Genomic DNA, 22,598 nt, shown 5'->3' with positions numbered 1-22,598 from the left:
ACGACCGCCACCGACGCCGCGGCCCCCCGCCCAGCAGGACGGGGGGCCGCGGCGTGCGGGACGGGAGGGGTCAGCCGACCGTCACCACCGTGGGTGCGAGCGCGCCCTCGTAGGCGACCCAGCCGAGGTAGCGGGAGCCGGGCTCGAGCCCGGACCAGACCGCGTCGTACGTGGCGTCCTCGCCGGCGGTGACCGTGAGCGACCCGGGCTCGGTGGTGAACCCGCCGAGCGTGGTCGACGGGGTCACCGCGTAGGTCGTGAACGAGAACGCACCGGTGGTCGCGCCGGGGGCGTTGGCGTAGTTCTCGACCACCGAGTAGTACAGCCCCGGGGCGGGGTCGAGCAGGTCGACCCGCTCGTCGGCGGCACCGGTCGCGGACTGACCGGCGACCGCGACCAGGGCGGTGCCGGCGTCGTTCATCCGGTAGACGACCAGGTCGAAGTCCCCGGCGTCGTCGGCCGAGTCCAGGTCGAACCGGGCCAGCGACGTCCCGGCCGGGACCTCGGAGACCGACGCCGAGCGCACCGTGGCCGCGATGGTCCCCGTGCGGGTGACGCCCTCGGCGAGGCCCTGCGAGGTGAGGTCGAGCTCGCCGTCGAAGCCGGCGGTGACCGTGATCTCGACGGAGCCGTCGGCGACGGCGGCCTCCACCTCGGCCGGGGCGGCGACGGAGACCGGGCGCAGGGCGACCGGCATCCGGACCGTGGTGGGCCCGGTCAGGGTGATGAAGCCGGTGGCGAACTGCGCGAGGTCGGCGTCGGTGCGGGTGAACGTGAAGTCGACGGAGGTGGTCCTCTTCCCGCCCGCGTTCCCGGTCACCGTGGCGACCGAGCTGCTCACCTCGTAGCCGGGCACGTCCGCGTCGACCGTCCAGGTCCCGGCCTGCAGGGCCTGGAACGTGCGCGTCACGGTCTGCGGGCCGGCCTGCTGGCCGATGGCGACCGAGGGGTAGTTGAGGTCCGACGGCTCTACCGGCTCGAACTCCTCGCCGGTGTCGCCGAGCTGCAGCCCCTGGCCGGCGTAGAAGCCGCCCCAGTCGTCCTCGTCGGCCGGCAGCACGAGCCCCGGCGAGAACATCGAGGACGGGTTGACGAACCCGGCGCCCTGGGCGAACGGGTCGGTGGCGGGGGCACCGTCCGCGCCGAGGATGTCGACCGCGGTGGTCATCATCGCGGACTTGACGACGCTGGGGTGCCAGAGCGGGTTCTCGCCGAGCACGAGCGCGGCCAGGCCGGCGACGTGCGGGCTGGACATCGAGGTGCCCGAGATGGCGTTGAAGCTGTTGCCGGTGGCGCCGGGCGCGTAGGCCGCGACGACCGCCACGCCGGGCGCGGTGATGTCGGGCTTGAGCAGGTCGCTGCCGCTGGACAGCGCCGGGCCGCGCGAGGAGAAGCCCGCGGCCTGCGGGACCGGCGTGGGCGTGCCGCCGGTCGTGTCGCCGGCCTCGAGGGCCGCCGTGGCGCCGGCGGTGCTGCGCACGTACGCCTTGATCGCCGCACCGGCGACCTCGTCGACGTGGACCGTGGGGACCGCGTGGAAGTCGGGGTCGAGGCTGCCCGGCGCGGTGTTGGTGAGGACCATGCCGATACCGCCGGCGGCCCTGACGGCCGCGGACTTGGAGACCCGGTCGGTGACGCCGCGGTCGCAGACCACGACGGTGCCGGTGACGACGGCGGGGTCGAGGGCGCCGGGGTAGCACAGGCGCGCCTCCTCGGCGGGCCGGCCGGCGAGCAGGGCCGCGGTCGACAGCACGAGAGGCGAGGACGGCAGACCGGTGCGGGTGACGGAGGCGCCCTTGTGACGGGTGCCGTCGCCGAGCAGGACGGTGGCCTCGTCGCGCTTGAACGTCGTGGCGGCGACCGTGGTCACCCACGGGCTGTTGTGCGCGACGGTCGAGGCGCCGGGGCCGGAGTTGCCGGCCGAGGCGGCGACGAAGACGCCGGCGTTGGCGGCGTTGTAGAACGCCAGCTCGACCGCGTCGACGACCGTCGTGGTGGAGCCGGAGATCGAGAAGTTGAGGACGTCGACGCCGTCCTTGACGGCCTGGTCGATCGCCTTGACCGAGTCCGCGGTGTAGCAGCCGCCGGTGTCCGGGTCGTCGTCCTCCCAGCACACCTTGTAGACGGCGAGCTTGGCGCCGGGCGCCATGCCCGAGCCCTCGCCCAGGTCCTGGCCGTCGATGCTCATCGGCACGCCGTCGTTGCCGGCCGCCGTGGAGGCGGTGTGGGAGCCGTGGCCGTCGCCGTCGCGCGCGGAGATGAACTCGAACTCGGCCCGGTTCGCGGCCGGCACGGTCCGCAGGAAGCTGTCGGCGAAGTAGCGGGCGGTGATGAGCTTGTCGTTGCACAGCGTCGCCGAGTCCCAGGCCTCGCCGGTCTGGCAGGCCCCGCGGAACAGGGTGCCGTCGGCCTTGCGCATGACGACCTCGCCCGCGGGCGTGATGAACGGCTTGCCCATGAGCGGGTTGCGGCTGACCGCGCGGCCCTTGCCGTCGGTGAGCGGTGCCTTGCCCTGGCGCAGGCTCGCCCCCGCGAAGGAGGGGTTCTCGGGCCAGACGCCGGAGTCGACGACGCCGACCACGACGCCCTCGCCCGCGGCGTCGGTGCCGCCGAGGTCCGCCCACACGCCGTCGTCGCCGGTGAGGCCCAGGATGTCCGGGGTCTGCACGGTGTCGAGGGAGCGCTCCTCGTCCGGGAGCACGGCGCGCACGCCCGGCAGCCCGGCCAGCTTGGTGGCGCGGGCGCCGTCGAGCTCGGCCGCGAAGCCGTTGAAGGCGACCTGGTAGGTGTACGTGGCCTCGGCGTCCACGGCGGCCAGCAGGTCGGCCTGGGTGTCGGCGAGGTAGCCGGCGTACTCCTTCGCGGCGGCGCCGGTCAGGTCGACGGACTCCCCCGCCCCGGGCCGGGTCGCCTCGAGACCGGGGATGCCACCGGTGTAGGAGGCCAGCGCGGGGTCGTCGAGCAGGACGACGTAGCTGCCGTCGGTGTACGGCAGGGGTTCGGCGGTCGCCGGTGCGGTGACGGCGACAGCACCGGCGGCAGCGGTGGCCGCGCCGGCGAGGACGGCGACGACGCGCCGTCCCCGGGTGGTGTGGGTTGTCACGTGGCAGGACTCCTTCTCGACTCTGCCCGTGGACGGGCAGACCCTCGCACCCTCTGTCAGGGTCCCCGCAGAGTCAAGACGGGGATGACTGTGTTTATCTGGTCGTAATACACGGCGCGCCGGCGGGCAGCCCGCCGTGCCCCCGTCGACCGGTCCGCCCGGCCCCGCCCGGGCGGTGTTTGGCGCGCCGGGCCGGGGGTACCCCAGCCTCGTCCGCGGCGGGAACCGCAGGTCAGGGATGCAGGAGCGCAGGGGTTGTTGCAGATCGTGGTTCCCGCCGCGGACCATCGGGGTGTGAGCACATCATGATCCCGCGCCCCGACCGCCTCCTGTCCGAGCTCGTGAGCTCCGGCACCGACCTCGTGGGCACCGCCTTCGGCCTCGTCGGCCGGGTCGACGCGCTGCTCAGCCGCGTCGAGGGCGTGGTCTCCCGCATCGACACCGTCGCCACCGAGGCCCAGGGCCTCCTGGCCCGCGTCGACCTCGTCGTCGCCGACGCCGAGCGCGCCGTCACGGGCGTCGACGCCGTGCGCTCGGCGGCCGCCGAGCAGGTCGAGCACGTGGACCGGGTGGCCACCGCGGCGTCCCGGACCCGCGACTCCGCCCAGGGCCTCGTCGAGCGCGCCGGCGGCCTGCTCGTGCAGGTCGAGCCCGTCGCGGCCAAGGCCCTGCCCGCGGTGACGCAGCTGGTCGACGCCTTCGGCACCCAGGAGGTCGACGCCGCCAAGGGCCTGGTCGACCGGCTGCCGGAGCTGTTGCAGAGCGTGGAGGGCGACATCCTGCCGATGCTGCGCCAGCTGGACCACGTGGGGCCGGACGTGCACTCGCTGCTGGACACCGTGCAGGACCTGCGCCTCATGGTCGAGGGCCTGCCCGGCATGGGGTTCGTCCGCCGCCGCGCCGAGGAGCGCGAGGAGGAGAAGGCCGAGGTCGAGCAGGTGCAGCGCGCGGCCGACGCCGCGGCGGGCTAGGCGACCGAGCGGTCCCGCCGCCGGGCGACCGGCCCGGCGGCGACGGCCCGCGCGGTCTTGCGGATGGTGGCCTGGGCCTTGAGCGGCGGCAGGGTGAGCAGCTCCAGGACCGCCCGCTCCAGCGCCTCCTGCGCGTCCTCCGACCGCTCCCCCGGCGCGACGTCGGCGGCCCCCTCGGCACCCAGCGCCCGGACCACCGGGGAGACGGTGATGCCGTCCTCCCACAGGTCCACCACGCGGGGGTCGACGTAGGAGGCGCGCGCCACGGTCGGGGTGTTGCCCAGGTGCTCGGACACCTCGCGCATGACGGTGGTGACGGCCCGGGTCCGCGCCGTCCGAGACATCTCCCCCGCGGGGCCGGCCACCGCGAGGGCGCGGGCGGCCAGGACCGTGCCGTGCCAGGTCCGGAAGTCCTTGGCGCTCGTCCCGGGACCGACCACCTCGTGCACGTAGTCGTTGATGTCGGTGCTCGTCACGTCCCGCCAGCGGGTCCGGCCGCCCTCGACGACGCGCCAGGCGAGCAGGTCCTCGCCGCTGTCGCGGCGCCGCTTGAGGGTGCGGACGACCGCGGCGCACTGCTCGTCCTGCAGGACGATGCGGCGGCGCTTGCCGGACTTGGCGACGTAGTCGAACGAGATGCCCTCGGCCCCGACCCGGACGTGGCGGCGCTCGACCGTCGCCAGGCCGAAGGACCCGTTGTCGGTGGCGTAGGTCTCCCCGCCGACCCGGAACAGGCCCAGGTCCAGGAGCCGGAAGGCGGTGGCGAGGACGTGGTGGCGGGACATGTCACCGAGCCCCAGGTGCTCGGCCACGGTGCGCCGGGCCTCGGGCAGCCGCGCCGCCACCTCGAGCACGCGCTGGTGCTTGGCCTGGTCGCGGGCCGCGCGCCAGTCCGGGTGGTACAGGTACTGCCGGCGCCCGGCGTCGTCGGTGCCGAGGGCCTGCAGGTGCCCGTTGGGCCACGGGCAGATCCACACGTCCCGCCACGCGGGCGGGATGACCAGCGAGCGGCAGCGCTCGAGGACGGCAGGGTCGGTGACGCGGTCGCCGTGCTCGTCCCGGTAGGACCAGCCCGAGCCGGCGCGCCGGCGGGTGAGGCCGGGCGAGGAGGGGCGGGACCGCCGCAGACGGGGCACGGGCGCCGGGTACCCGGCGGTGGTCCGCCCCATGCGGGCCGGGCCGGGCCCCGTCGTTTCGCGGTTCCTGGGCCCGGGTACCTCCAGGCGGTCACGTCCGGAGCCGGTCCGGTCCCGTACGCCCGTCCCGAGGAGAACGCATGCGCGCACGAATCGTCCGCTGGGCCGTCCTGGCCGTCGCCGTCCCGCTGGCAGCCACCGGCCTCAAGAAGGTCGCCGACGTCGTCGAGGCACGGCGGGGACCCCAGTCGCGCGCCGCCCGCGGCCTGCGGGCCATCGGCTCGGCCGTCCGCCCCGACCGCCGGCGCTGACCTACCGCCCCACCCTGGTCCCGGGCTGCGGGGCAGACGCCGACGGGCGGCCCGACCGTGAGGTCGGACCGCCCGTCGTCATGTGACCGGTGGTGCTGGTGGAGCTCCTCAGCCCTGGGGGGCCGGGGACAGCGCCTGGGCGCTGGGGACCGCGGCCGCACCGGCGAGCGCGGACGCACGACGGCTCTCGACCTTGGCCGTGACCTCGGCGACGCGCTCGTCGACGACGACGGCGGCCTCCGAGCCCGTCTCGACCGACTCGGCCGACTGGCTCTGCAGGGACACGCGCGCACCCTCGTCGTCCGCCGCGGCGAACTCGAGCGTGATGTCGCCACGGACACGGTTGCCCGCACCCGTCGGCAGCGGGTCGTTGCCCGAGCCGGTCAGGTTGCCCGCGACGATGTTGTTGGTGATGTCGAAGCCCGTGTCGGTCGCCGTGTTGCCGGTGAACGTCACGTTGCCGCCCCAGTAGCTGGCCCCGTCGCAGGCGCCGGCCTCGCCGCTGCCGCCGATCTGCAGGGTCGACTTGTTGTCGCGGAACAGCGAGTCGCCGTAGATCTCGCTCTCGCAGACGAAGGCACCGAAGGCGTTGTTGCGGACCGTGAGGCCCGCGCCGAGCACCGAGTCGATGATGTCCGCGTACTCGCCGTTGCGGGCGGAGACGGCACCGGCCACCTCGGTGGACTCGATGATGACCTCACCGGCGCTGGAGTCCAGGCCCCCGCCGACGGCGGCGGAGAACAGGTAGGTGAAGGGCTCCGTGGCGGTGGTGTTGGGGCTGGACTGCAGGACGTTCCCGCCGATGTTGGACTCCTCGACGAAGACACCGAAGGCGTCGCGGCCGCGGACCTGGCCGTCGACCGTCGAGCCGCCGAAGGCCTCGACGTAGCCGTTGCGGGTCACGTAAATCTCGCCACCGACGGTGGCGCCCTCCAGGAGGAGGTCGGCGTTGGCGTCGACCTTGACGTTGCCGGTGACCGTGGTGCCGACCAGCGTGCAGTCCGCGTTGCGCGGGACGACGAGGTCCCCGGGGACCGTGACGGCGCCGGCGGCGCCGCGGCACGTGGTGACCAGCGCGCCGGAGGCGGGCTGGGCGACGAGGAACAGCGAGCTTGCAGCCAGGGCTGCGGACGCCACGAGGGCGGCCTTCTTTGTGGACACTTCGTGACCCCTTCGAAGCAGAGCAGTACGGACGCGTGAACACTCGCGGTCGCGGGTCGCAAGGTCAAGGGTTTGCTCGGACCACTTTCGCAACCTGTCGGTGAACATGACATGGCCGCACGGGGCCGTCTGTGACCGGTCGGTCACTCGCGGTCAGGACACGTCGGGTACCGGCTCCGCCGCAGGAATACCGGGCGTCCCGGCGGCCCTGTGCGGGGGGTGAGAGCAGCCTTCTACACCGAGTACGGATCCGCCGACGTCCTGCAGGTCGGGGAGCTCCCCGACCCCGTGACCGGCCCTGACGACGTCCTCGTCCGCGTCGCCGCGGCCGGGGTCAACCCCGTGGACTGGAAGGTCCGCCAGGGCTACCTGCAGGACGCCTTCCCCTCGCACCTACCGGTCGTGCCCGGGTGGGACGTCGCCGGGACCGTCGAGGCCGTCGGGCCCGCGGTGACGGACTACGCCGTCGGCGACCGGGTCCTGGGCTACGTCCGCAAGGACCACGTGCAGCACGGCACGACCGCCGAGCTGGTCCGTGCGGCGGTCCGGCACCTGGCGCCGCTCCCCGACGGGGTCGGCTTCGAGGTCGCCGGCGGCATCCCGCTGGCGGGGCTCACCGCCCTGCAGGCCCTGGAGGCCGTGGCCGTCGGCGAGGGCGACACCGTCCTCGTCCACGCCGCCGCCGGCGGGGTGGGCGCCTTCGCTGTCCAGCTCGCCGTCAGCCGCGGCGCCCGCGTCCTGGGCACCGCGTCGGAGGGCAACGCCGACTTCCTCCGCTCGCTCGGCGCCGAGCCGGTGACCTACGGCGACGGCCTGCAAGAGCGCGTGCGCGACCTGCTGGGCGGCGCGCCCGTGACGGCGGCGGTCGACCTGGTCGGCGGCGACGCCATCGCCGACTCCTTCGCACTGGTCGAGGACCCCTCCCGGGTCGTCACGGTCACCGACGGCGCGCAGGCCCTCGCCGGCGGCGGTCGGTACGTCTTCGTCCGCCCGGACAGCGCGCAGCTCGGCGAGCTCGCCCGCCTGGTCGCCGACGGGTCCCTGCACGTCGAGGTCGCCGGCACGTACGACCTGGCCGACGTCGCCGAGGCGCACCGGCGCTCCGAGACCGGGCACGGGCGCGGCAAGGTCGTCGTCACCGTCTGACCCGCCACCCGCCCGAGGGCCCCGTACCCGCCTGTCCTGGCGGTGCGGGGCCCTCGGTGTCCCGGGTACCGCCCACCGACGGGGGCTGCCCCCATGTCCGGGGCGCCGCGGCAGGAGCAGCCTCGTCCTGCGGGTCCTCCGGCCCCGAGGAGGAGGCGCCCGTGGACGCAGTCGCGCAGGACCGGTACGGCCCGGTGGACCTGCTGCGCGTGGCCGAGGTCGACGCTCCCGTGCCAAGCCGGACGAGGTGCTCGTCCGGGTGCAGGCGACCTCCGTCCACGTCGACGTCTGGCACACGCTCACCGGGCTGCCGTACGCGCTGCGGCTCATGGGCGGCGGCGCGCGGCGCCCGTCCCGCCCCGTCCCCGGGACCGACGTCGCCGGGGTCGTCGTGGCCATAGGGCCTGAGGTGACGCGGTTCCGCCCCGGGGACGCGGTCATGGGCGAGACGGTGCGCGGCATCCAGTGGCGCAACGGCGGCGCCTGGGCCGAGCTGGTGGCCGCGCCCGAGGACGGCCTGGTGCGCACGCCCGCAGGGCTGACCCCGGAGCAGGCGGCCGCCGTGGGCACGCCCGCGGTGCTGGCGTACCAGGTGCTGCGCGACCAGGCCGGCTTCCGTGCCGGGCAGTCCGTCCTGGTCAACGGCGCCGCCGGCGCGCTCGGGCTGTGGGTCGTCCAGCTCGCGCTCGCGCTAGGAGCACCACGCGTGGTCGCCGTCGACCGGGCCGGCACGCTCGACCTGCTGCGCAGCCTCGGCGTCCACGAGGTCGTCGACCACCTGACCGAGGACCCGACGGCCGTCGCCCCTGTGGACGTGGTGGTCGACGTGGCCAGCACGCGGCCGTTCCGGAAGTGGCGGCAGGTCGTGGCGCCCGGGGGACGTACGTCCGCGTCGGGCACGACCACTACGGCGCCGGCATGCACCGGGTGCTGGGCAGCATGCCGTCGGTCCTCGCGCTCGTCGTGCGGGCCCCGTTCACGCCCGAGCTGCACCTGCCCGGCCGCTCGACGCCCCGGCTCCAGCGGCTCGAGCACCTCGCCCGGCTGCTGGAGGAGGGGGCCGTGCGCCCTGTCGTCGACCGGACGTTCCCGCTGCACGACGCCGCCGGCGCGATGGCCTACCTGGCCAGCGGGCGCGCCGCCGGACGGGTGGTGCTCACGGTGCCGTCCACAGGCTCCCGCGACCACCCCTCGCCGGGGGCGGGGCGCGGCTAGCCTTCGCGGCGTGGTGGGCGAGGGCAGGGACGCCGTGCGGCTGGGTCGTGCGTGGGCGCCCGCGATCGTGGTCCTGCTCGCGGTCGGCACGGGGGCGTGCACCCAGGGCGAGCCCGGGGACGATGTGACCGCGCCGGTGTTCGAGAGCGCGTCGCCGCAGCCGTCGTCGGAACCGTCGTCGGGGTCGTCCGCGTCCGGGCCGTCGTCCGGGCCGTCGTCGTCAGCCGAGCCGTCGGGCGGGGCGGGCTTGCCGTCGGACGGGCCGGTGACGGCGCCGGTGCTACCCGAGCTCGCGACGCAACAGACGCCCGAGGGGGCGGTCGCGTTCACGCAGTGGTGGTTCGACACGCTCAACTACGCGACGGCGACCGGGGACACGGCGGGGTTGCGGGCGGCGTCAGACCCGGGGTGCGGGACGTGCCAGAACTACATTGAGGAGATCGACGCGGCATACGGTGCTGGTGGTGCCATCGAGGGCGGTCTCTTCACCGTTCGAGTTGACCCAGCAGGCGCAATCCAGGATCTCGGCGTGCGGCTAGCTGTATATGCAGACTCGCAAGCGATGCAGGTCTTCGATGACCAAGGCGCGGTCACTGGCTCCTTCGAACCTGATTCCGCAGTCATCACCTTCACCGCCCTGCTTGATCCTGCTGGTTGGCGCGCCGGAGGACTGGCCTCATGAAGGATAAGCAGCTTCTGTCGCACAAATTGACAGTCCGATCGCTGGTCGCCGTTGTGGCTGCAACGCTCGTCCTACTGGTGCTGCCGGCCTCCGCCAGCGCAGCGCCGCAACCAGATGGCAATGGCGGCGGACGAATCGACGGCAACAATGACGGCGACAGCATTGTCATCGATGGCGGTTCGGGCAACGGGGGCGGCGGGACCAACGGAGGTGGGTCATCGCCCATCGCCGCCGCACCCACACTCGTCACAGTCACGCGCTACACGTTCGCCTGCCCCGGCAACTCGTATTTGGTAGATCCGCCCATCAATCTGTCGTGCGAAGCAGCCGTGCAGAATTGCACGGTGAACGTGACCGACAGACTCTATCTGCGCTGGACAACGTCCATCATGTCCAACGAAGCGGTGCCTCCACCAGGAGGTGGTTGGAGCCTTGACGGCGCACTGTGCCTCTCTCCTGCAGTCGCGGAGGCGCCCGCCCCCCAGCCCGTGGTCACCCTCGCCGACTTCCGCCGCCTCCCGCTGCCGGCGTCACAGGCCGCGATCCAGCCCGCCGGCGGCGAGGCGCTCATCCGCATGCGCACCAACGCCTACGTCGACCCGGTATCGACCGGGCAGCAGACGTTCGACATCACCCTGCTGGGCACGCCGGTCCGGGTGCGCGCCACCCCTGCGTCGTACACCTGGGACTACGGCGACGGCAGCGCCCCGGTGACCACGACCGACCCGGGCGCCCCCTACCCGGACCTCACGACGTGGCACGAGTACAGCGACCCCGGCGAAGTGGCCATCACCCTCACCACGTCCTACACCGGCGAGTACTCCGTCGCGGGCGGGCCGTGGATCGCGATCCCCGGGACCGCCGAGGTGGACAGCCCGCCGCAGCCGTTGCGTCTGCTCACGAGCAGCAACCGCCTCACCGGATGACGCTCGGACGCCGAGTTGCCACAGCCGCGGCGCTGTTCGCGGCAGCCGGCGTCCTGACGGCCTGCTCCCTCGACGCGGACCCACGAGAGCCGCGAGAGCGGGCGGCCAGCGCTCCAGGTCCGTCGCCCGCAGCGAGCGGTCCGGTTCCGGAGCCGGCTGTGTCGGGTAGCGCACTTCCTTCGGACCCGACCGCGAGCGTGGCCCCCGCCCCGGTCGTCGTCGACCTGGCCGACCTCGAGGACAAGCACGACGCCCGCATCGGCGTCTACGCGGTCGACACCGTCACCGGTCGCAGCGTCGAGCACCGCGCGGACGAGCGCTTCGCCTACGCCTCCACCATCAAGGCCCTCGCGGTCGGCGTGCTCCTCGACCGCACCACACCGGAGCAGCTGTACGAGCCGGTACCCGTCACGGCGGCCGACATCACCGCTCCCTACTCCCCCGTCACCGAGCGGCGAGTCGGCACGACGATGACCCTCGACGAGCTGGCCGCCGCGGCCGCGCAGGAGAGCGACAACTCCGCCGCCAACATGGTCATCGCTCGCCTGGGCGGGCCCGCAGGTCTGGAGCAGGCCCTGCGGTCGCTCGGCGACACCGTGACGGAGGTCGACCGCCTGGAGCCCGGCCTCAACGAGGCGGTGCCCGGGGACCCCCGTGACACGAGCAGCCCCCGCGCCATGGCGACCACGCTGGCGGCCCTCGCCGTGGGGGACGCCCTCGACGACGCGGACCGGGCTGTCCTGAACGACTGGCTCGAGGGCAGCACCACCGGCGCGGCTCTGGTGCGTGCGGCCGTCCCGGAGGGCTGGACCGTCGGTGACAAGTCCGGGTCGGGGCGGTACGGCACGCGCAACGACATCGCCGTGGTGCGCCCTCCCGGCGGCGGCCCAGTGGTGGTGGCCGTCATGACGAGCAGGGCCGAGGAGGACGCCGAGCGCAGCGACGCGCTCGTGGCCGCGGCCGCGGCGCGCGTGCTGGAGACCCTCGTCGGCTGACCCGCCCTGTGGACGGGCGGGGTCCGTGGATGGCCGCCGGGTTGTGTCCCGGCCGCTCTGTACGGTGCGGGGCGACGACGAGAGGAGGTGGTGACGGGTGCTGGTGGTGCATCGCGCCGAGAGCGCGACCGTGCTCGCCGACGCGCTCGCCGAGCTGCTCGCCACCCCCCTGGACGACCCGTTCGCCACCGAGCTCGTCGCCGTCCCGGCGCGGGGTGTCGAGCGGTGGCTGGCACAGCGGCTGGCCCACCGTCTCGGGGCGTCCGGCTCGCAGGACGGCGTCTGCGCCGGCGTGGAGTTCCCCTCCCCGTACCGCCTGCTGACCCGGGCCACGGCGACCGTGGCCCCCGAGCAGACGGAGGCCCTGCAGGCCTGGACCCCCGAACGGCTGGTGTGGCCCCTGCTGCGGGCGGTCGACGACGCCGTGACCGAGGACTGGGCCCGGGTCCTGCGCCGCCACCTCTACCTGGAGGGCCAGCCGGTCCCGTCCCAGAGCACCGGACGCCGCCTGAGCCTGGCCGCCTCGGTCGCCCGCCTCTTCCACTCCTACGCCCGCAACCGGCCGCAGATGCTGCGTCGGTGGGCCGCCGGGCACCCCGTCCTGCCCGACGGGGGCCCGCTGGGCACGTACGAGCTGTGGCAGCACCTGCTGTGGAACCGGCTGCGCGAGGAGCTCGGGACCTCACCGGTCGACCTGCAGGCCGAGGTCTGCGACGTCGTCCGCCGCCGGCCGGACGACCTCGACGTCCCCCGCCGGGTCTCGGTGTTCGGCGCCAGCCGTCTCAGCCGGGTCGACCTGGACGTCATGGCTGCCCTCGCGGAGCACCGGGAGGTGCACCTGTGGCTGCACCACGCCTCCCCGGCCCTGTGGGAGCACGTTGCCGGGTCCGGCCCGGTCGTGCGCCGCGCCGACGACAACACGGGGACGTCCCTCGGCAACCCCCTGCTGGCCTCGCTGTCACGGGACCTCCGGGAGCTGCAGCACCTCCTGGGGGCCCACGTCCCGGACCACGCCGACGTGCACCACCCCTCCGGACGGGCGGGGTCCGACCTGCTCTCGCGGCTGCGCGAGGACCTGGCGCTCGACCGCGTCCCGGCGGACCCGCCGGCGCTCGACCCCGCCGACCGCAGCGTGCAGGTGCACGCGTGCCACGGCCGGACCCGGCAGGTGGAGGTGCTGCGCGAGGTGGTCGTCGGGCTGCTCGCCGACGACCCGACCCTCGAGCCGCGCGACGTCCTCGTCATGTGCCCGGACGTCGAGGCCTTCGCGCCGCTGCTCGCCGCCGCCTTCGCGACGCGCGGCGAGGAGGCCGGCAGCACCGACGGCACCCACCCCGCCGCCCGGCTGCGCGTGCGGGTCGCCGACCGGGCGCTGCACCAGGCCAACCCCCTGCTGGCCGTCCTGGACCGGCTGCTCGACCTCGGCACCGCACGCCTCACCGCGACCGAGGTGCTGGACCTCGCCGGCCACCCGGCCGTGGCCCGGCGCTTCGGCTTCGACGACGACGAGCTCGAGCGCCTCCGGGACTGGACGGCGGCGAGCGGGACCCGGTGGGGCCTGCACGAGGGGCACCGCGCCGGCTGGTCGCTGCAGCGGGTGCCGGACGGAACCTGGCGCCGCGGGATCGACCGCATCCTTCTCGGCGCTGCCGTCGACCCCGGCCAGGGTATGGAGGCCGCCACCCTCGGCGGGCTCGTCCCGCTCGACGACGTCGACTCCAGCGACATCGACCTGGCGGGGCGCTTCGCCGAGCTGCTCGACCGTCTCGACGCGGCGCACGCCGGCATGGCGGTCGCCCGCACGCCGGAGGCCTGGGCCGACCTGCTCGAGGAGGCCGTCCTGCAGCTCGCGGCGCACGAGGCCGACGGGGCGTGGCAGGAGCTCCAGCTCCGCGACGTGCTCCTCGAGGCGCTGGTCGAGGGGGCGGAGGGTGACGAGGACGGAGCCAGCACGGGCGTGGGCTCCGGGGCGGGCACCGCGGCCGACCGTCCCGGCGCGTCGCTCTCGCTGGTCGAGCTGCGACCGGTGCTGCGAGGTGCCCTGGCCGGGCGGCCGACCAAGGCCGGGTTCCGCACCGGCGCGCTGACGGTCTGCACCCTCGTGCCGATGCGCTCGGTCCCCCACCGGGTGGTCGTGCTGCTGGGGCTGGACGACGGCACGTTCCCGCGGCAGACGGTGCGCGACGGCGACGACCTGCTCGCCCGCGACCCCGAGGTGGGCGACCGGGACCCGCGCAGCGAGGACCGGCAGCTGCTCCTGGACGCCGTGTGCGCCGCCGGCGACACCCTCGTCATCACCTACACCGGGGCCGACGAGCGGACGGGTGCGGCCGTGCCGCCCGCGGTCCCCCTCGGCGAGCTCCTCGACGCCCTCGACCGCACGGCGGCCGTGCCCGGCGGCGGCCGGGTCCGCGACGCGGTCACCACCCGCCACCCGCTGCAGCCGTTCGACGCCCGCAGCTTCGTCCCCGGGGCGCTGGGCCGACCCGGGCCGTTCAGCTTCGACCCGCGGGCCCACTGCGGTGCCGTCGCCGCCGTCCGCGAGCGCCAGGAGCCGCCGCCGCTCTTCAGCCGGCCGCTGCCACCGGTGGAGCCCGGTGATGTCGCCCTCGACGACCTCGTGCGCATGCTCGTGCACCCCGCCAAGGGATACCTTCGCCAGCGGCTGCAGATCACGCTCGGGGAGCGCGACGGGGACCCCGACGACGCGCTCGCCGTGGACCTCGACGCGCTGCAGCAGTGGGGCGTCGGCGACCGGATGCTCGCCGACCGGCTGGCCGGGCTCGACCCGCAGCAGGTCATGACGCTCGAGCGCGGGCGTGCGGTGCTGCCTCCCGGACCCCTCGGCGGGACGGTCCTCCGCACGCTGGGGCCGCGGGTCGAGGTGCTGGCCGGGTGCGCCGGGCCGCTCCTGCAGGCCGACCCCGACGCCGTCGACGTCAGCGTCGACCTGGGCGACGGGACCCTGCTGACCGGCACGGTCGCCGGCGTGCACGACGGGACGCTGGTGGGCGTCGTCTACTCCACGCTCGGTCCCAAGCACCGGCTGACCGCCTGGCTGCACCTGCTGGCGCTCGCGGCCTGCCACCCGCAGCGGCAGTGGCGTGCCGTCACCGTCGGGCGGGGCAGCGGCAGGGACAAGGACGCCTGCGCGACGAGCACCCTCGGCCCGGTGGACGGTCCCGTCGCGCTGGACCTGCTGCGCCAGATGGTGCAGGTGCACCGGGCCGGGCTGGCGCGCCCCCTGCCGCTCCCCCTCAAGACGGGCGAGACGTATGCCGCCCACCGTTCCCGGGGGCGGCGGCCCGCGAGCGCCCGGACGGCCGCGGCGACGATGTGGGACGACGGCAGGTTCCCCGGCGAGCGCTCCGACCCCGAGCACCAGCTGCTGCTCGGCGGGGCCGCGGGGCTCGAGGACCTGGTGGCCGAGCGTGCCGAGCCCTCCGACCACGACGCCCGGGGCTGGCCGCACGACGAGGAGGGCGACCGCTTCGGCGTCCTCGCCCGCCGGGTGTGGGGGCCACTCATCGCGCACGAGGTCAGCGAGGTGTCCGCATGAGCCTCTTCGACGCCACGGTGGACGACGCCCCCCACGCGCCGGGCGCCATCACTGTGCCGTCGGGGTCTCCGGAGTCGGGGACGGTCGTAGACCCGCCGCCGTTCGACCTGGGCGGGACCCTGCCCAGCGGCACGAGCGTCATCGAGGCCAGCGCCGGGACCGGCAAGACGTACACGATCGCCCGCCTGGTCTCCCGCTACGTCGCCGAGGGGCTGCCCGGCGGGCGTCCTCTCGGCATGGACGAGCTGCTCGTGGTCAGCTTCAGCCGCGAGTCCTCCCGCGAGCTGCGGGCACGGGTGCGGGAACGGCTGGTGCTGGACCGGGACGACGCAGCCGCGGGTCCGGTGCGCTCGCGGCTGGACCAGGCGCTCGCCGACTTCGACGGGGCGACGGTCACCACGACGCACGCCTTCTGCCACGCCATGCTCCGCGAGCTGGGGACCGCAGCGGACCACGACCGGGACGCCGTCCTGGTCGAGGACCCCTCGGACCTGGTGACGGAGGTCGCCGACGACCTGTACGTCCGCAAGTGGGGCCACCCCTCGGCGGAGGGCGCGACGATGCGTCCCGAGGAGTTCCGCGCCCTCGCGCGGGCCGTCGCCTTCGAGGCCTCGACGCCGCTGGTCCCCCGCGCCGACCTCACCGACGACGAGGGGGCGAGGCTCCGCGCCCGGGTCGCGACCGCCGTGCGCGACGAGGTCGTCCGCCGCAAGCGCCTCGGCCGCGTCATCGACTACGACGACATGGTCGACCGGCTGGACATGGCCCTGCGGGACCCCGACACCTCCGACGTGGCCGCCGCCCGGATGCGGGCCCGCTTCCGGGTCGTGCTCGTCGACGAGTTCCAGGACACCGACCCCGTGCAGTGGCGCATCCTCTGCACCGCGTTCCACGGCCACGCCACCCTCGTCCTGGTCGGCGACCCCAAGCAGGCCATCTACGGCTTCCGCGGCGCCGACGTCCGCTCCTACCTCGACGCCCGGCACGACGCCGGCTCCCTGACCACGCTGCCCCGCAACTACCGCAGCGACGCCGGCGTGCTCGCCGGGCTGTCGGCGCTGCTGGGCGGCGCGGCCCTCGGCGACGAGGCCATCCGCGTGCTCCCCGTCGGCGCCCAGCACGAGGGGCGCATGCTCGACGTGGGCGCCCCGGTCGAGCTGCGGGTGGTCCCTCGCGAGGGCCACTCCCTCAACCGCTCGGACCTGGTGCCCGCGGGCGCGGCACGGACGACGGTGCGGGAGGACTGCGTCCGCCAGGTGGTCGGGCTGCTGTCGGGCGGGCACGTGCTGTGCGACCGCAGCAGCGCCTTGGCGGAGGAGCGGCACGAGCGCCCGCTGCACCCCGGGGACATCGCGGTCATCGTCCGCACGAACCCGGAGGCGACGGCGGTCCAGGACCGGCTGCGCCAGGCCGGCGTCCCCGCCGTCGTGTCCGGGCGGAGCAGCGTGTTCGCCACGCCCGCTGCCGAGGAGTGGCAGTGGTTGCTCGAGGCGCTGGAGCAGCCGCACCGCCCGGCCCGGCTGCGCCGGCTCGCCGTAGGGCGGCTGGTGGGGATGGACGCGGCGGCCCTCGTCACGGGCGACGAGCTCGACACCCTCGCGCTGCGCGTGCGCGCGTGGCTGCGCGTCCTCGCCGACCGCGGGGTGGCGGCCCTGTTCGAGGCGGTGCAGGTGGGGCTCGGCCTGCAGGAGCGGCTCCTGTCCCAGCCGGACGGCGAGCGGCTGCTCACCGACCTCCGCCACGTCGGGGAGGTGCTGCACGGCGCCGCCCTCGACGCGGACCTCGGGCTCACGGCGCTGGCCTCCTGGCTGCACCGGCGCCGGACCGAGCTCACGGACCCCGGCGAGCGGAGCCGCCGTCTGGAGACGGACGCCGACGCGGTGCAGGTCCTCACCTCGCACATGAGCAAGGGCCTGGAGTTCCCGGTCGTCCTGGCGCCCTCGCTGTGGAGCCACTGGTCCCCCACGCCCGCCTACCCGCGCTTCCACGACGAGCGCGGCACCCGCACCCGCGACGTCGGCGGCGCCGGCAGCCCGGGCTTCGACGAGCACGCCGCTGCCCAGCAGCGCGAGGAGGCCGACGAGGAGCTCCGCCTGGCCTACGTCACGCTGACCCGCGCCAAGGCGAAGGTCATCACGTGGTGGGCGCCCACGGCGAACACCACGTCCGCCCCGCTGCACCGGCTGCTGCTCCACGACGACCCCACGACCGTGGCGCCGCTCAAGGTCGCCGTCCCGAGCGACGCCGCCGCCCTGACGGCCTTCCGGGCGCGGGCCACCGCCAGCGGCGGGACGTTGTCGGTGGCGCCGGTGCCCGTGGACGGCACCGTCCCCCCGGTCGGCGTCTGGCAGGTACCGACAGCCCCGGCACCCCGGCTCGAGCTGGGCCGGCTGGCGCGCGACCTCGACCTCACCTGGCGCCGGACCAGCTACAGCGCCATCACCCACGCCGCGCACGAGGCGACGTACTCAGCCGGCCCCGGCAGCGCGACGACGCCGACGGTCCCGGGGTTCGGCAGCGAGCCGGAGACCTCGCAGAAGGACGACGAGGCGGACGTCGAGGAGTCCGACGACGTGAGGCCCCCCGCCGACGACCCCGACGCGGCCCTGCACGACGTGCCCTCCCGCTGGCACGACCTCGCCGGCGGCACCGGGTTCGGCACCCTCGTCCACCGGGTCCTCGAGCACCACGACCCGGCCGTCCACGGCCCGGGCGGCCCGTCGTCCCTCGCCGACCTCGTCGGGTCGCTCACCCGGGGGCGGGACCCCGTCCCGCTGACGGACGCGCTCGCGACCGCCCTGGCGACCCCGCTGGGCCCGCTGGCCGACGACCTGTCCTTCGGGCAGGTCCGCCGCCAGGACATGCTGCCGGAGCTCGACTTCGAGCTGCCCCTGGCCGGCGGCGACACCCCCGGGGCAGGCGCCGCGCTCCTCGGCGGGCTCGTCGACCTCTGGCGCCGTCACGTCCCTACCGGGGTGCTGTCCGGGTACCCCGACGCCCTGGCCCAGCTCGCTACGCCCCCGCTGCGCGGCTACCTCAGCGGGTCGGTGGACGCGGTGGTCCGGGTGGGCGCGCCCGGGGCCGAGCGGTACCTCGTCGTGGACCACAAGACGAACCGGCTCGCCCCGCGCGAGGAGCCCCTCACCGCCTGGCACTACCGGCACGACGCCCTCGAGCGGTCCATGGTCGACGCGCACTACCCGCTGCAGGCCCTGCTGTATACGGTCGCGCTGCACCGCTTCCTCCGCTGGCGCCGCCCCGGCTACGACGCGGAGCGCCACCTCGGCGGGGTGCTGTACCTGTACCTGCGCGGCATGAGCGGCCCCGGGGTGCACGGCGCCGACGGGCACGTGCCCGGGGTGTTCGCCTGGCGACCGCCCGCCGGGCTCGTCGTCGACCTCTCCGACCTGCTGGCAGGTGGCGCATGAGCGTGCACTCCCCCGAGCTCGCGCTGCGCGCCGACGGCCTGCTCGCCGAGCTCAACGTCGCCGGCGTGCTCACCGCGGCCGACGTGCACGTCGCCCGCCGGCTGGGCGCGCTCGTGCAGGAGACGGACGAGCAGGTGCTGCTCGCCGCTGCCCTCACCGTCCGGTCCACGCGTGCCGGGTCGGTCGTCGTCGACCTCGCGACCGTGGCGGAGACGGCCGTGCCCGACGTGGACGAGGCCGCCGCCGACCTGGTCACGCTCCCGCCCGACCTGCCGTGGCCCGACGTCGCCGGCTGGGTGCAGGCCTGCGCGGCCAGCCCGCTCACCCGCGGGCCCGGTGCCCCTCTGCGCCAGCGCGGCTCCCGGCTCTGGCTGGCCCGCTACGACGCCCAGGAGCAGCAGGTGGTCGACGAGCTGCGCCGCCGGACGGCCGAGCTGCCCGACGACCTGGACCTCGACCGGCTCGCGGGCGGGCTGGACAGGCTGTTCCCCCGGTCCGGGGACGCCGACCAGCGGCGGGCCGCGGCGGTGTGCGCCCTGTCGCGGGTGTCCGTGCTCGCCGGCGGGCCCGGCACGGGCAAGACCACCACGGTGGCGCGCCTGCTGGCCCTGGTCACCGAGCAGCACCCGACGTGGCGGGTGGCCCTCGCGGCGCCGACGGGCAAGGCCGCCGCCCGGCTGGAGGAGGCCGTCCGCCGCTCGGCGTCCCAGCTCCCGTCCGAGGCCGACCGCCGGGGTGTCGACGGGCTCACCGGCGTCACGCTGCACCGCCTGCTCGGATGGCGCCCCGGCTCCCGCAGCCGCTTCCGGCACGACGCGACCAACCGGCTCCCCGTCGAGGTGGTCGTGGTGGACGAGGCGTCGATGGTGCCGCTGACGATGATGGCCCGGCTTCTCGAGGCGCTGCGCGAGGACACCCGCCTCGTGCTGGTCGGCGACCCCGACCAGCTCGCCTCGGTCGAGGCCGGCGCGGTGCTCGGTGACCTGGTGGACCGGGCCTCGCTGGGCGCGCGCACCCCGGCCATGACCGCCGCCCTGGACGCGGTGTCGCCGGACCACGGCTCGGCGCCGGCACCACCCGGCCCCGCGGCACGGGTGCGGGACGGGATCGCGGCGCTCACGGTCAACCACCGGTTCGCCGCGGGGTCGGCCATCGGCGGGCTCGCCGACGCCGTCCGCGCCGGTGACGTCGACCGCGCCGTGGACCTGCTGCGCTCCGGCGGGGAGGGTGTCGAGCTGCTCGAGGTCGCCGACGACGACCCGCTGACCCCGGCGCTCCTGGCGCCCGTCGAGACCGACGTGCGGGCGTGGGGGGCGGCTCTGCGCCGGACCGCCCTGGCCGGGGACCCGTCCGCGGCGCTCGAGGCCCTCGACGCCCACCGCCTGCTCTGCGCCCACCGGCGGGGACCCCGAGGCGTGCAGCACTGGGAGTGGCTCACCACCCGCTGGCTCGCCGAGGACCGCAGCGACGACCCCGCAGACCTCGGGGGGCAGCGGGCCGACGGCCACCACCCGGGCGAGCCGCTGCTCGTCACGACCAACGACTACGAGACCAACCTGTTCAACGGCGACACCGGGGTCGTCGTGGCGGACCCGGGCGGCGGGATGCGTGCCTGGTTCGCCCGCGGCGGCGAGCCGACGCCGGTGGCGCTCGCCCGGCTCGGCGACGTGCGACCGGTCCACGCCATGACGGTCCACCGCAGCCAGGGGTCGCAGTTCGACCGCGTGACCGTCGTGCTGCCGACCGCCGCGTCGCCCCTGGCCACCCGGGAGACGCTGTACACGGCCATCACCCGCGCCGTCCGCCATGTCCGTGTCGTCGGCTCCGCCGAGGCGTTCGCCGCGTCCGTCGACCGCCCGGCCGCCCGGGCGACCGGCCTGCGCGAACGCCTCTGACGGACCGGGTGCCCGCATGACGCTCGACCCCCGGCGCCTGCTCGTGCTGCGCGCCGTGCACCGGCACGGCGGCGTGCTCGCCGCTGCCGAACGTCTCGGCCTCACGCCGTCCGCCGTCAGCCAGCACCTGGCCCGGCTCGAGGCCGAGACGGGGCTCGCGCTGGTCGACCGGTCCCGCCTGGGCGGCGGGCGCAGCCTGGCCCTCACCGCGGTCGGCCAGGCGGTCAGCGCGCACGCCGACGACCTGGCGGCAGCCCTCGAGGCCGCGGAGCAGACGGTGTCCACCCTGCGCGGCGCGGCTGCCGGGCCCGTCGTGGTGGGTGCCTTCCCCACCGCCCTCCGCCGGCTCGTCGCGCCGGCCGTCGCCGGGCTGCTGACCAGCCACCCCGCGGTCCGGCCCCGGGTGGTCGAGGCCAGCGACCCCGCCGCCACCCACGACCTGGCCGCGGGACGCCTCGACGTCGCGGTCCTCGAGCGCGACGGTGACGCCCCGGTCGGCAGCACCCCGGGCGTGGTCGTCCGCCCGCTGCTGCGCGACCCCTACCGGGTCGTCGTGCCGACCTCGTGGCCCGCCCGCACGACGGCAGAGGTCCTCTCCGGGCCGTGGGTGGCCGGCCCCCCGGGCAGCACCGCGCGGGCCGCGCTGGACCGGCTCGTCGGCGGCCGGGGCCCCGCCGTCGCCCACGTCTGCCTGGAGTACCCCGCCGTCCTCGCCCTGGTCGGTGCCGGGCTGGGGGCCGCCCTCGTCCCCGACCTCGCGCTGGACCAGCTCCGCCACCCCGACGTCCGCACCCACGGGGCGCCGGGCGCCCCGCCGGTCCAGGGCTCCGCCCACGACGACGCCATCGCCACGCCCGGGACGGCCGGTACCACCGGCGCCGGCCTCACAGACGGCCTCGACGCCGGGGCCAGGGTGCTGACCGTCGCCCACCGCGAGGGCCGCCACGAGCCGACGGCCGCCGCAGAGGTGGTGCTCGCCGCGCTGCGCCGACAGGCCGCCCGCCCCGGCGGGGCCTGAAGCCGCACTGAATCTTCACCCGCGAGGAGGCCGCTGTCCGACCGCGCCAGGGGCGGGCAGCCTGGTGCCATGACGCAGATCCTCGACCTCTCGCACGACCTCGCCCCCGGCATGTACACCCACCCCGGGCTGCCCGGGCCGGAGCACGAGGCGTTCCGCAGCCGCGAGGACTACCGGCGGAGCACCGGCACGACGTTCCAGGTCGACCGGGTCTGCATGGTCGGCAACACCGGCACCTACCTCGACAGCCCGTTCCACCGCTTCGCCGACGGCACCGACCTCGCCGGTGTCCCGCTGGCCGCCGTGGCCGACGTCCCGCTCGTCCTCGTCGACGCCCGCGGCGGGCGGGCCGTCGGCGCCGACGTGCTGGCGGGGGCCCTCGGTGACGAGGACGTCGAAGGCGCGGCTGTCCTCGTGCGCACCGACGGGGACGCCCGGTGGGGCTCGGAGGCCTACGCGGCCGACGCGCCCTTCCTCACCGGCGACGCGGCGGCCTGGCTGGCGGAGCGACGGCCGACCCTGGTCGGCATCGACTCGGTGAACATCGACGACCTGGACGACACCGTCCGCCCCGTGCACACCACCCTCCTGGGGGCCGGCGTCCTCGTGCTCGAGCACCTCACCGGCCTGGCAGCGCTGCCCGCCCGGGGCGCCCGGCTGCACGCGGTGCCGCTGGCGTGGCACGGGCTCGGCACCTGGCCGGTACGCGCCTACGCGCTCGTCGACGGCCCGGCGTGACAGCGCCTCTCGTCGACGGTCCGGCATGACGGCGGTGCTCGTCGACGGGGCGGGGTGGGTCGGGGCCACCGCGCTGCTGCTGGCCTACGGCCTGGTCTCGGCCGGTCGCCTGGACGGGCGCAGCACGGGCTTCCAGCTGCTCAACCTCGGCGGCGCGGCAGGGCTGCTCGTCAACGGGGCGCACCACGGCGCCTGGCCATCGGCCGCGCTCAACACGGTGTGGGTCGTCATCGGCGTCGTGGCCCTGGTCCGGCTCCGTCGCGCCCGCCCCGCCCCGCGGCCGGCCGGCGCCCCGCGGCCGGCCGGGGCCCCCG

At 75.7% G+C, this 22,598-nt stretch carries 16 protein-coding genes and 1 pseudogene; 14 read left to right on the top strand and 3 right to left on the bottom strand.

Annotation, left to right across the window (positions count from 1 at the left end; genetic code table 11):
• Positions 1-70: 70 nt before the first annotated feature.
• Positions 71-3,103 (bottom strand): S8 family serine peptidase, encoded by a 3,033-nt coding sequence (locus WCS02_RS04500; RefSeq protein WP_340290335.1) that lies wholly within the window; start codon positions 3,101-3,103, stop codon positions 71-73.
• Positions 3,104-3,408: 305 nt separating this feature from the next.
• Here WCS02_RS04500 and WCS02_RS04495 point away from each other — a divergent pair, with 305 nt between their 5' ends.
• A complete protein-coding gene (locus WCS02_RS04495; protein ID WP_340290332.1) occupies positions 3,409-4,074 on the top strand; it encodes a hypothetical protein in 666 nt (221 codons plus the stop codon).
• On the opposite strand, the gene WCS02_RS04490 is transcribed toward WCS02_RS04495, so the two are convergent.
• Positions 4,071-5,210, bottom strand: coding sequence for a DNA topoisomerase IB (locus WCS02_RS04490; protein WP_340290329.1), 1,140 nt, complete (start codon positions 5,208-5,210; stop codon positions 4,071-4,073). The two genes, WCS02_RS04495 and WCS02_RS04490, sit on opposite strands and share 4 nt — an antisense overlap.
• Positions 5,211-5,350: 140 nt before the next feature.
• Between WCS02_RS04490 and WCS02_RS04485 the strand changes: the two genes are divergently transcribed.
• Positions 5,351-5,521 carry a hypothetical protein gene (locus WCS02_RS04485; protein ID WP_340290326.1) on the top strand — a complete coding sequence of 57 codons (171 nt, stop codon included), beginning with the start codon at positions 5,351-5,353 and terminating at the stop codon, positions 5,519-5,521.
• A gap of 108 nt (positions 5,522-5,629) precedes the next feature.
• On the opposite strand, the gene WCS02_RS04480 is transcribed toward WCS02_RS04485, so the two are convergent.
• Complete coding sequence (locus WCS02_RS04480) at positions 5,630-6,682, bottom strand: hypothetical protein (RefSeq protein ID WP_340290323.1); 1,053 nt, start codon at positions 6,680-6,682, stop codon at positions 5,630-5,632.
• Positions 6,683-6,901: 219 nt separating this feature from the next.
• Here WCS02_RS04480 and WCS02_RS04475 point away from each other — a divergent pair, with 219 nt between their 5' ends.
• The 12 genes and pseudogenes from WCS02_RS04475 to WCS02_RS04425 all read left to right on the top strand — a co-directional run.
• Positions 6,902-7,828, top strand: coding sequence for an NADP-dependent oxidoreductase (locus tag WCS02_RS04475; RefSeq protein WP_340290320.1), 927 nt, complete (start codon positions 6,902-6,904; stop codon positions 7,826-7,828).
• Positions 7,829-8,075: 247 nt separating this feature from the next.
• Positions 8,076-8,675: pseudogene (locus tag WCS02_RS21150) on the top strand (NAD(P)-dependent alcohol dehydrogenase); the annotation flags it as partial.
• A 5-nt stretch (positions 8,676-8,680) separates the two neighbouring features.
• Positions 8,681-9,043, top strand: a complete 363-nt coding sequence (locus WCS02_RS04470; protein ID WP_340290317.1) for a zinc-binding dehydrogenase — start codon at positions 8,681-8,683, stop codon at positions 9,041-9,043.
• 10 nt (positions 9,044-9,053) lie between these two features.
• Positions 9,054-9,725, top strand: coding sequence for a DUF6318 family protein (locus tag WCS02_RS04465; protein WP_340290314.1), 672 nt, complete (start codon positions 9,054-9,056; stop codon positions 9,723-9,725).
• Positions 9,722-10,651, top strand: a complete 930-nt coding sequence (locus WCS02_RS04460) for a hypothetical protein (RefSeq protein ID WP_340290311.1) — start codon at positions 9,722-9,724, stop codon at positions 10,649-10,651. Before WCS02_RS04465 ends, WCS02_RS04460 begins: the two co-directional genes overlap by 4 nt.
• Before the next feature lie 197 nt (positions 10,652-10,848).
• Complete coding sequence (gene bla, locus WCS02_RS04455) at positions 10,849-11,646, top strand: class A beta-lactamase (protein ID WP_340290308.1); 798 nt, start codon at positions 10,849-10,851, stop codon at positions 11,644-11,646.
• Positions 11,647-11,743: 97 nt separating this feature from the next.
• Complete coding sequence (gene recC, locus WCS02_RS04450; protein WP_340290306.1) at positions 11,744-15,205, top strand: exodeoxyribonuclease V subunit gamma; 3,462 nt, start codon at positions 11,744-11,746, stop codon at positions 15,203-15,205.
• Positions 15,202-18,633 carry a UvrD-helicase domain-containing protein gene (locus WCS02_RS04445; protein WP_340290304.1) on the top strand — a complete coding sequence of 1,144 codons (3,432 nt, stop codon included), beginning with the start codon at positions 15,202-15,204 and terminating at the stop codon, positions 18,631-18,633. The genes recC and WCS02_RS04445 overlap by 4 nt, the downstream gene beginning before the upstream one ends.
• Complete coding sequence (gene recD / locus WCS02_RS04440) at positions 18,630-20,528, top strand: exodeoxyribonuclease V subunit alpha (RefSeq protein ID WP_340290302.1); 1,899 nt, start codon at positions 18,630-18,632, stop codon at positions 20,526-20,528. The genes WCS02_RS04445 and recD overlap by 4 nt, the downstream gene beginning before the upstream one ends.
• A 16-nt stretch (positions 20,529-20,544) precedes the next feature.
• The gene (locus WCS02_RS04435) at positions 20,545-21,546 is read left to right on the top strand and encodes a LysR family transcriptional regulator (RefSeq protein WP_340290300.1); all 1,002 of its coding nucleotides are present in this window, start codon (positions 20,545-20,547) and stop codon (positions 21,544-21,546) included.
• A gap of 69 nt (positions 21,547-21,615) precedes the next feature.
• Entirely contained in the window at positions 21,616-22,284 is a 669-nt protein-coding gene (locus WCS02_RS04430; RefSeq protein WP_340290298.1) for a cyclase family protein, read from the top strand.
• A gap of 25 nt (positions 22,285-22,309) precedes the next feature.
• A partial coding sequence (locus tag WCS02_RS04425; RefSeq protein WP_340290296.1) for a CBU_0592 family membrane protein occupies positions 22,310-22,598 on the top strand: 289 nt, incomplete at its 3' end.

It is taken from the genome of Aquipuribacter hungaricus, assembly GCF_037860755.1.
In the GTDB taxonomy this organism is placed as follows: Bacteria; Actinomycetota; Actinomycetes; order Actinomycetales; family JBBAYJ01; genus Aquipuribacter; species Aquipuribacter hungaricus.
The sequence above is the reverse complement of the archived record's forward strand: the minus strand, read 5'-3'. Positions and strand labels throughout refer to the sequence as shown.

What these genes read in the sequence shown, in the direction of transcription:
- WCS02_RS04495 (WP_340290332.1), top strand. Translation starts at nt 3,409, where the DNA reads ATGATCCCGCGCCCCGACCGCCTCCTGTCCGAGCTCGTGAGCTCCGGC.
- WCS02_RS04485 (WP_340290326.1), top strand. Translation starts at nt 5,351, where the DNA reads ATGCGCGCACGAATCGTCCGCTGGGCCGTCCTGGCCGTCGCCGTCCCG.
- WCS02_RS04460 (WP_340290311.1), top strand. Translation starts at nt 9,722, where the DNA reads ATGAAGGATAAGCAGCTTCTGTCGCACAAATTGACAGTCCGATCGCTG.
- WCS02_RS04445 (WP_340290304.1), top strand. Translation starts at nt 15,202, where the DNA reads ATGAGCCTCTTCGACGCCACGGTGGACGACGCCCCCCACGCGCCGGGC.
- recD (WP_340290302.1), top strand. Translation starts at nt 18,630, where the DNA reads ATGAGCGTGCACTCCCCCGAGCTCGCGCTGCGCGCCGACGGCCTGCTC.
- WCS02_RS04435 (WP_340290300.1), top strand. Translation starts at nt 20,545, where the DNA reads ATGACGCTCGACCCCCGGCGCCTGCTCGTGCTGCGCGCCGTGCACCGG.
- WCS02_RS04430 (WP_340290298.1), top strand. Translation starts at nt 21,616, where the DNA reads ATGACGCAGATCCTCGACCTCTCGCACGACCTCGCCCCCGGCATGTAC.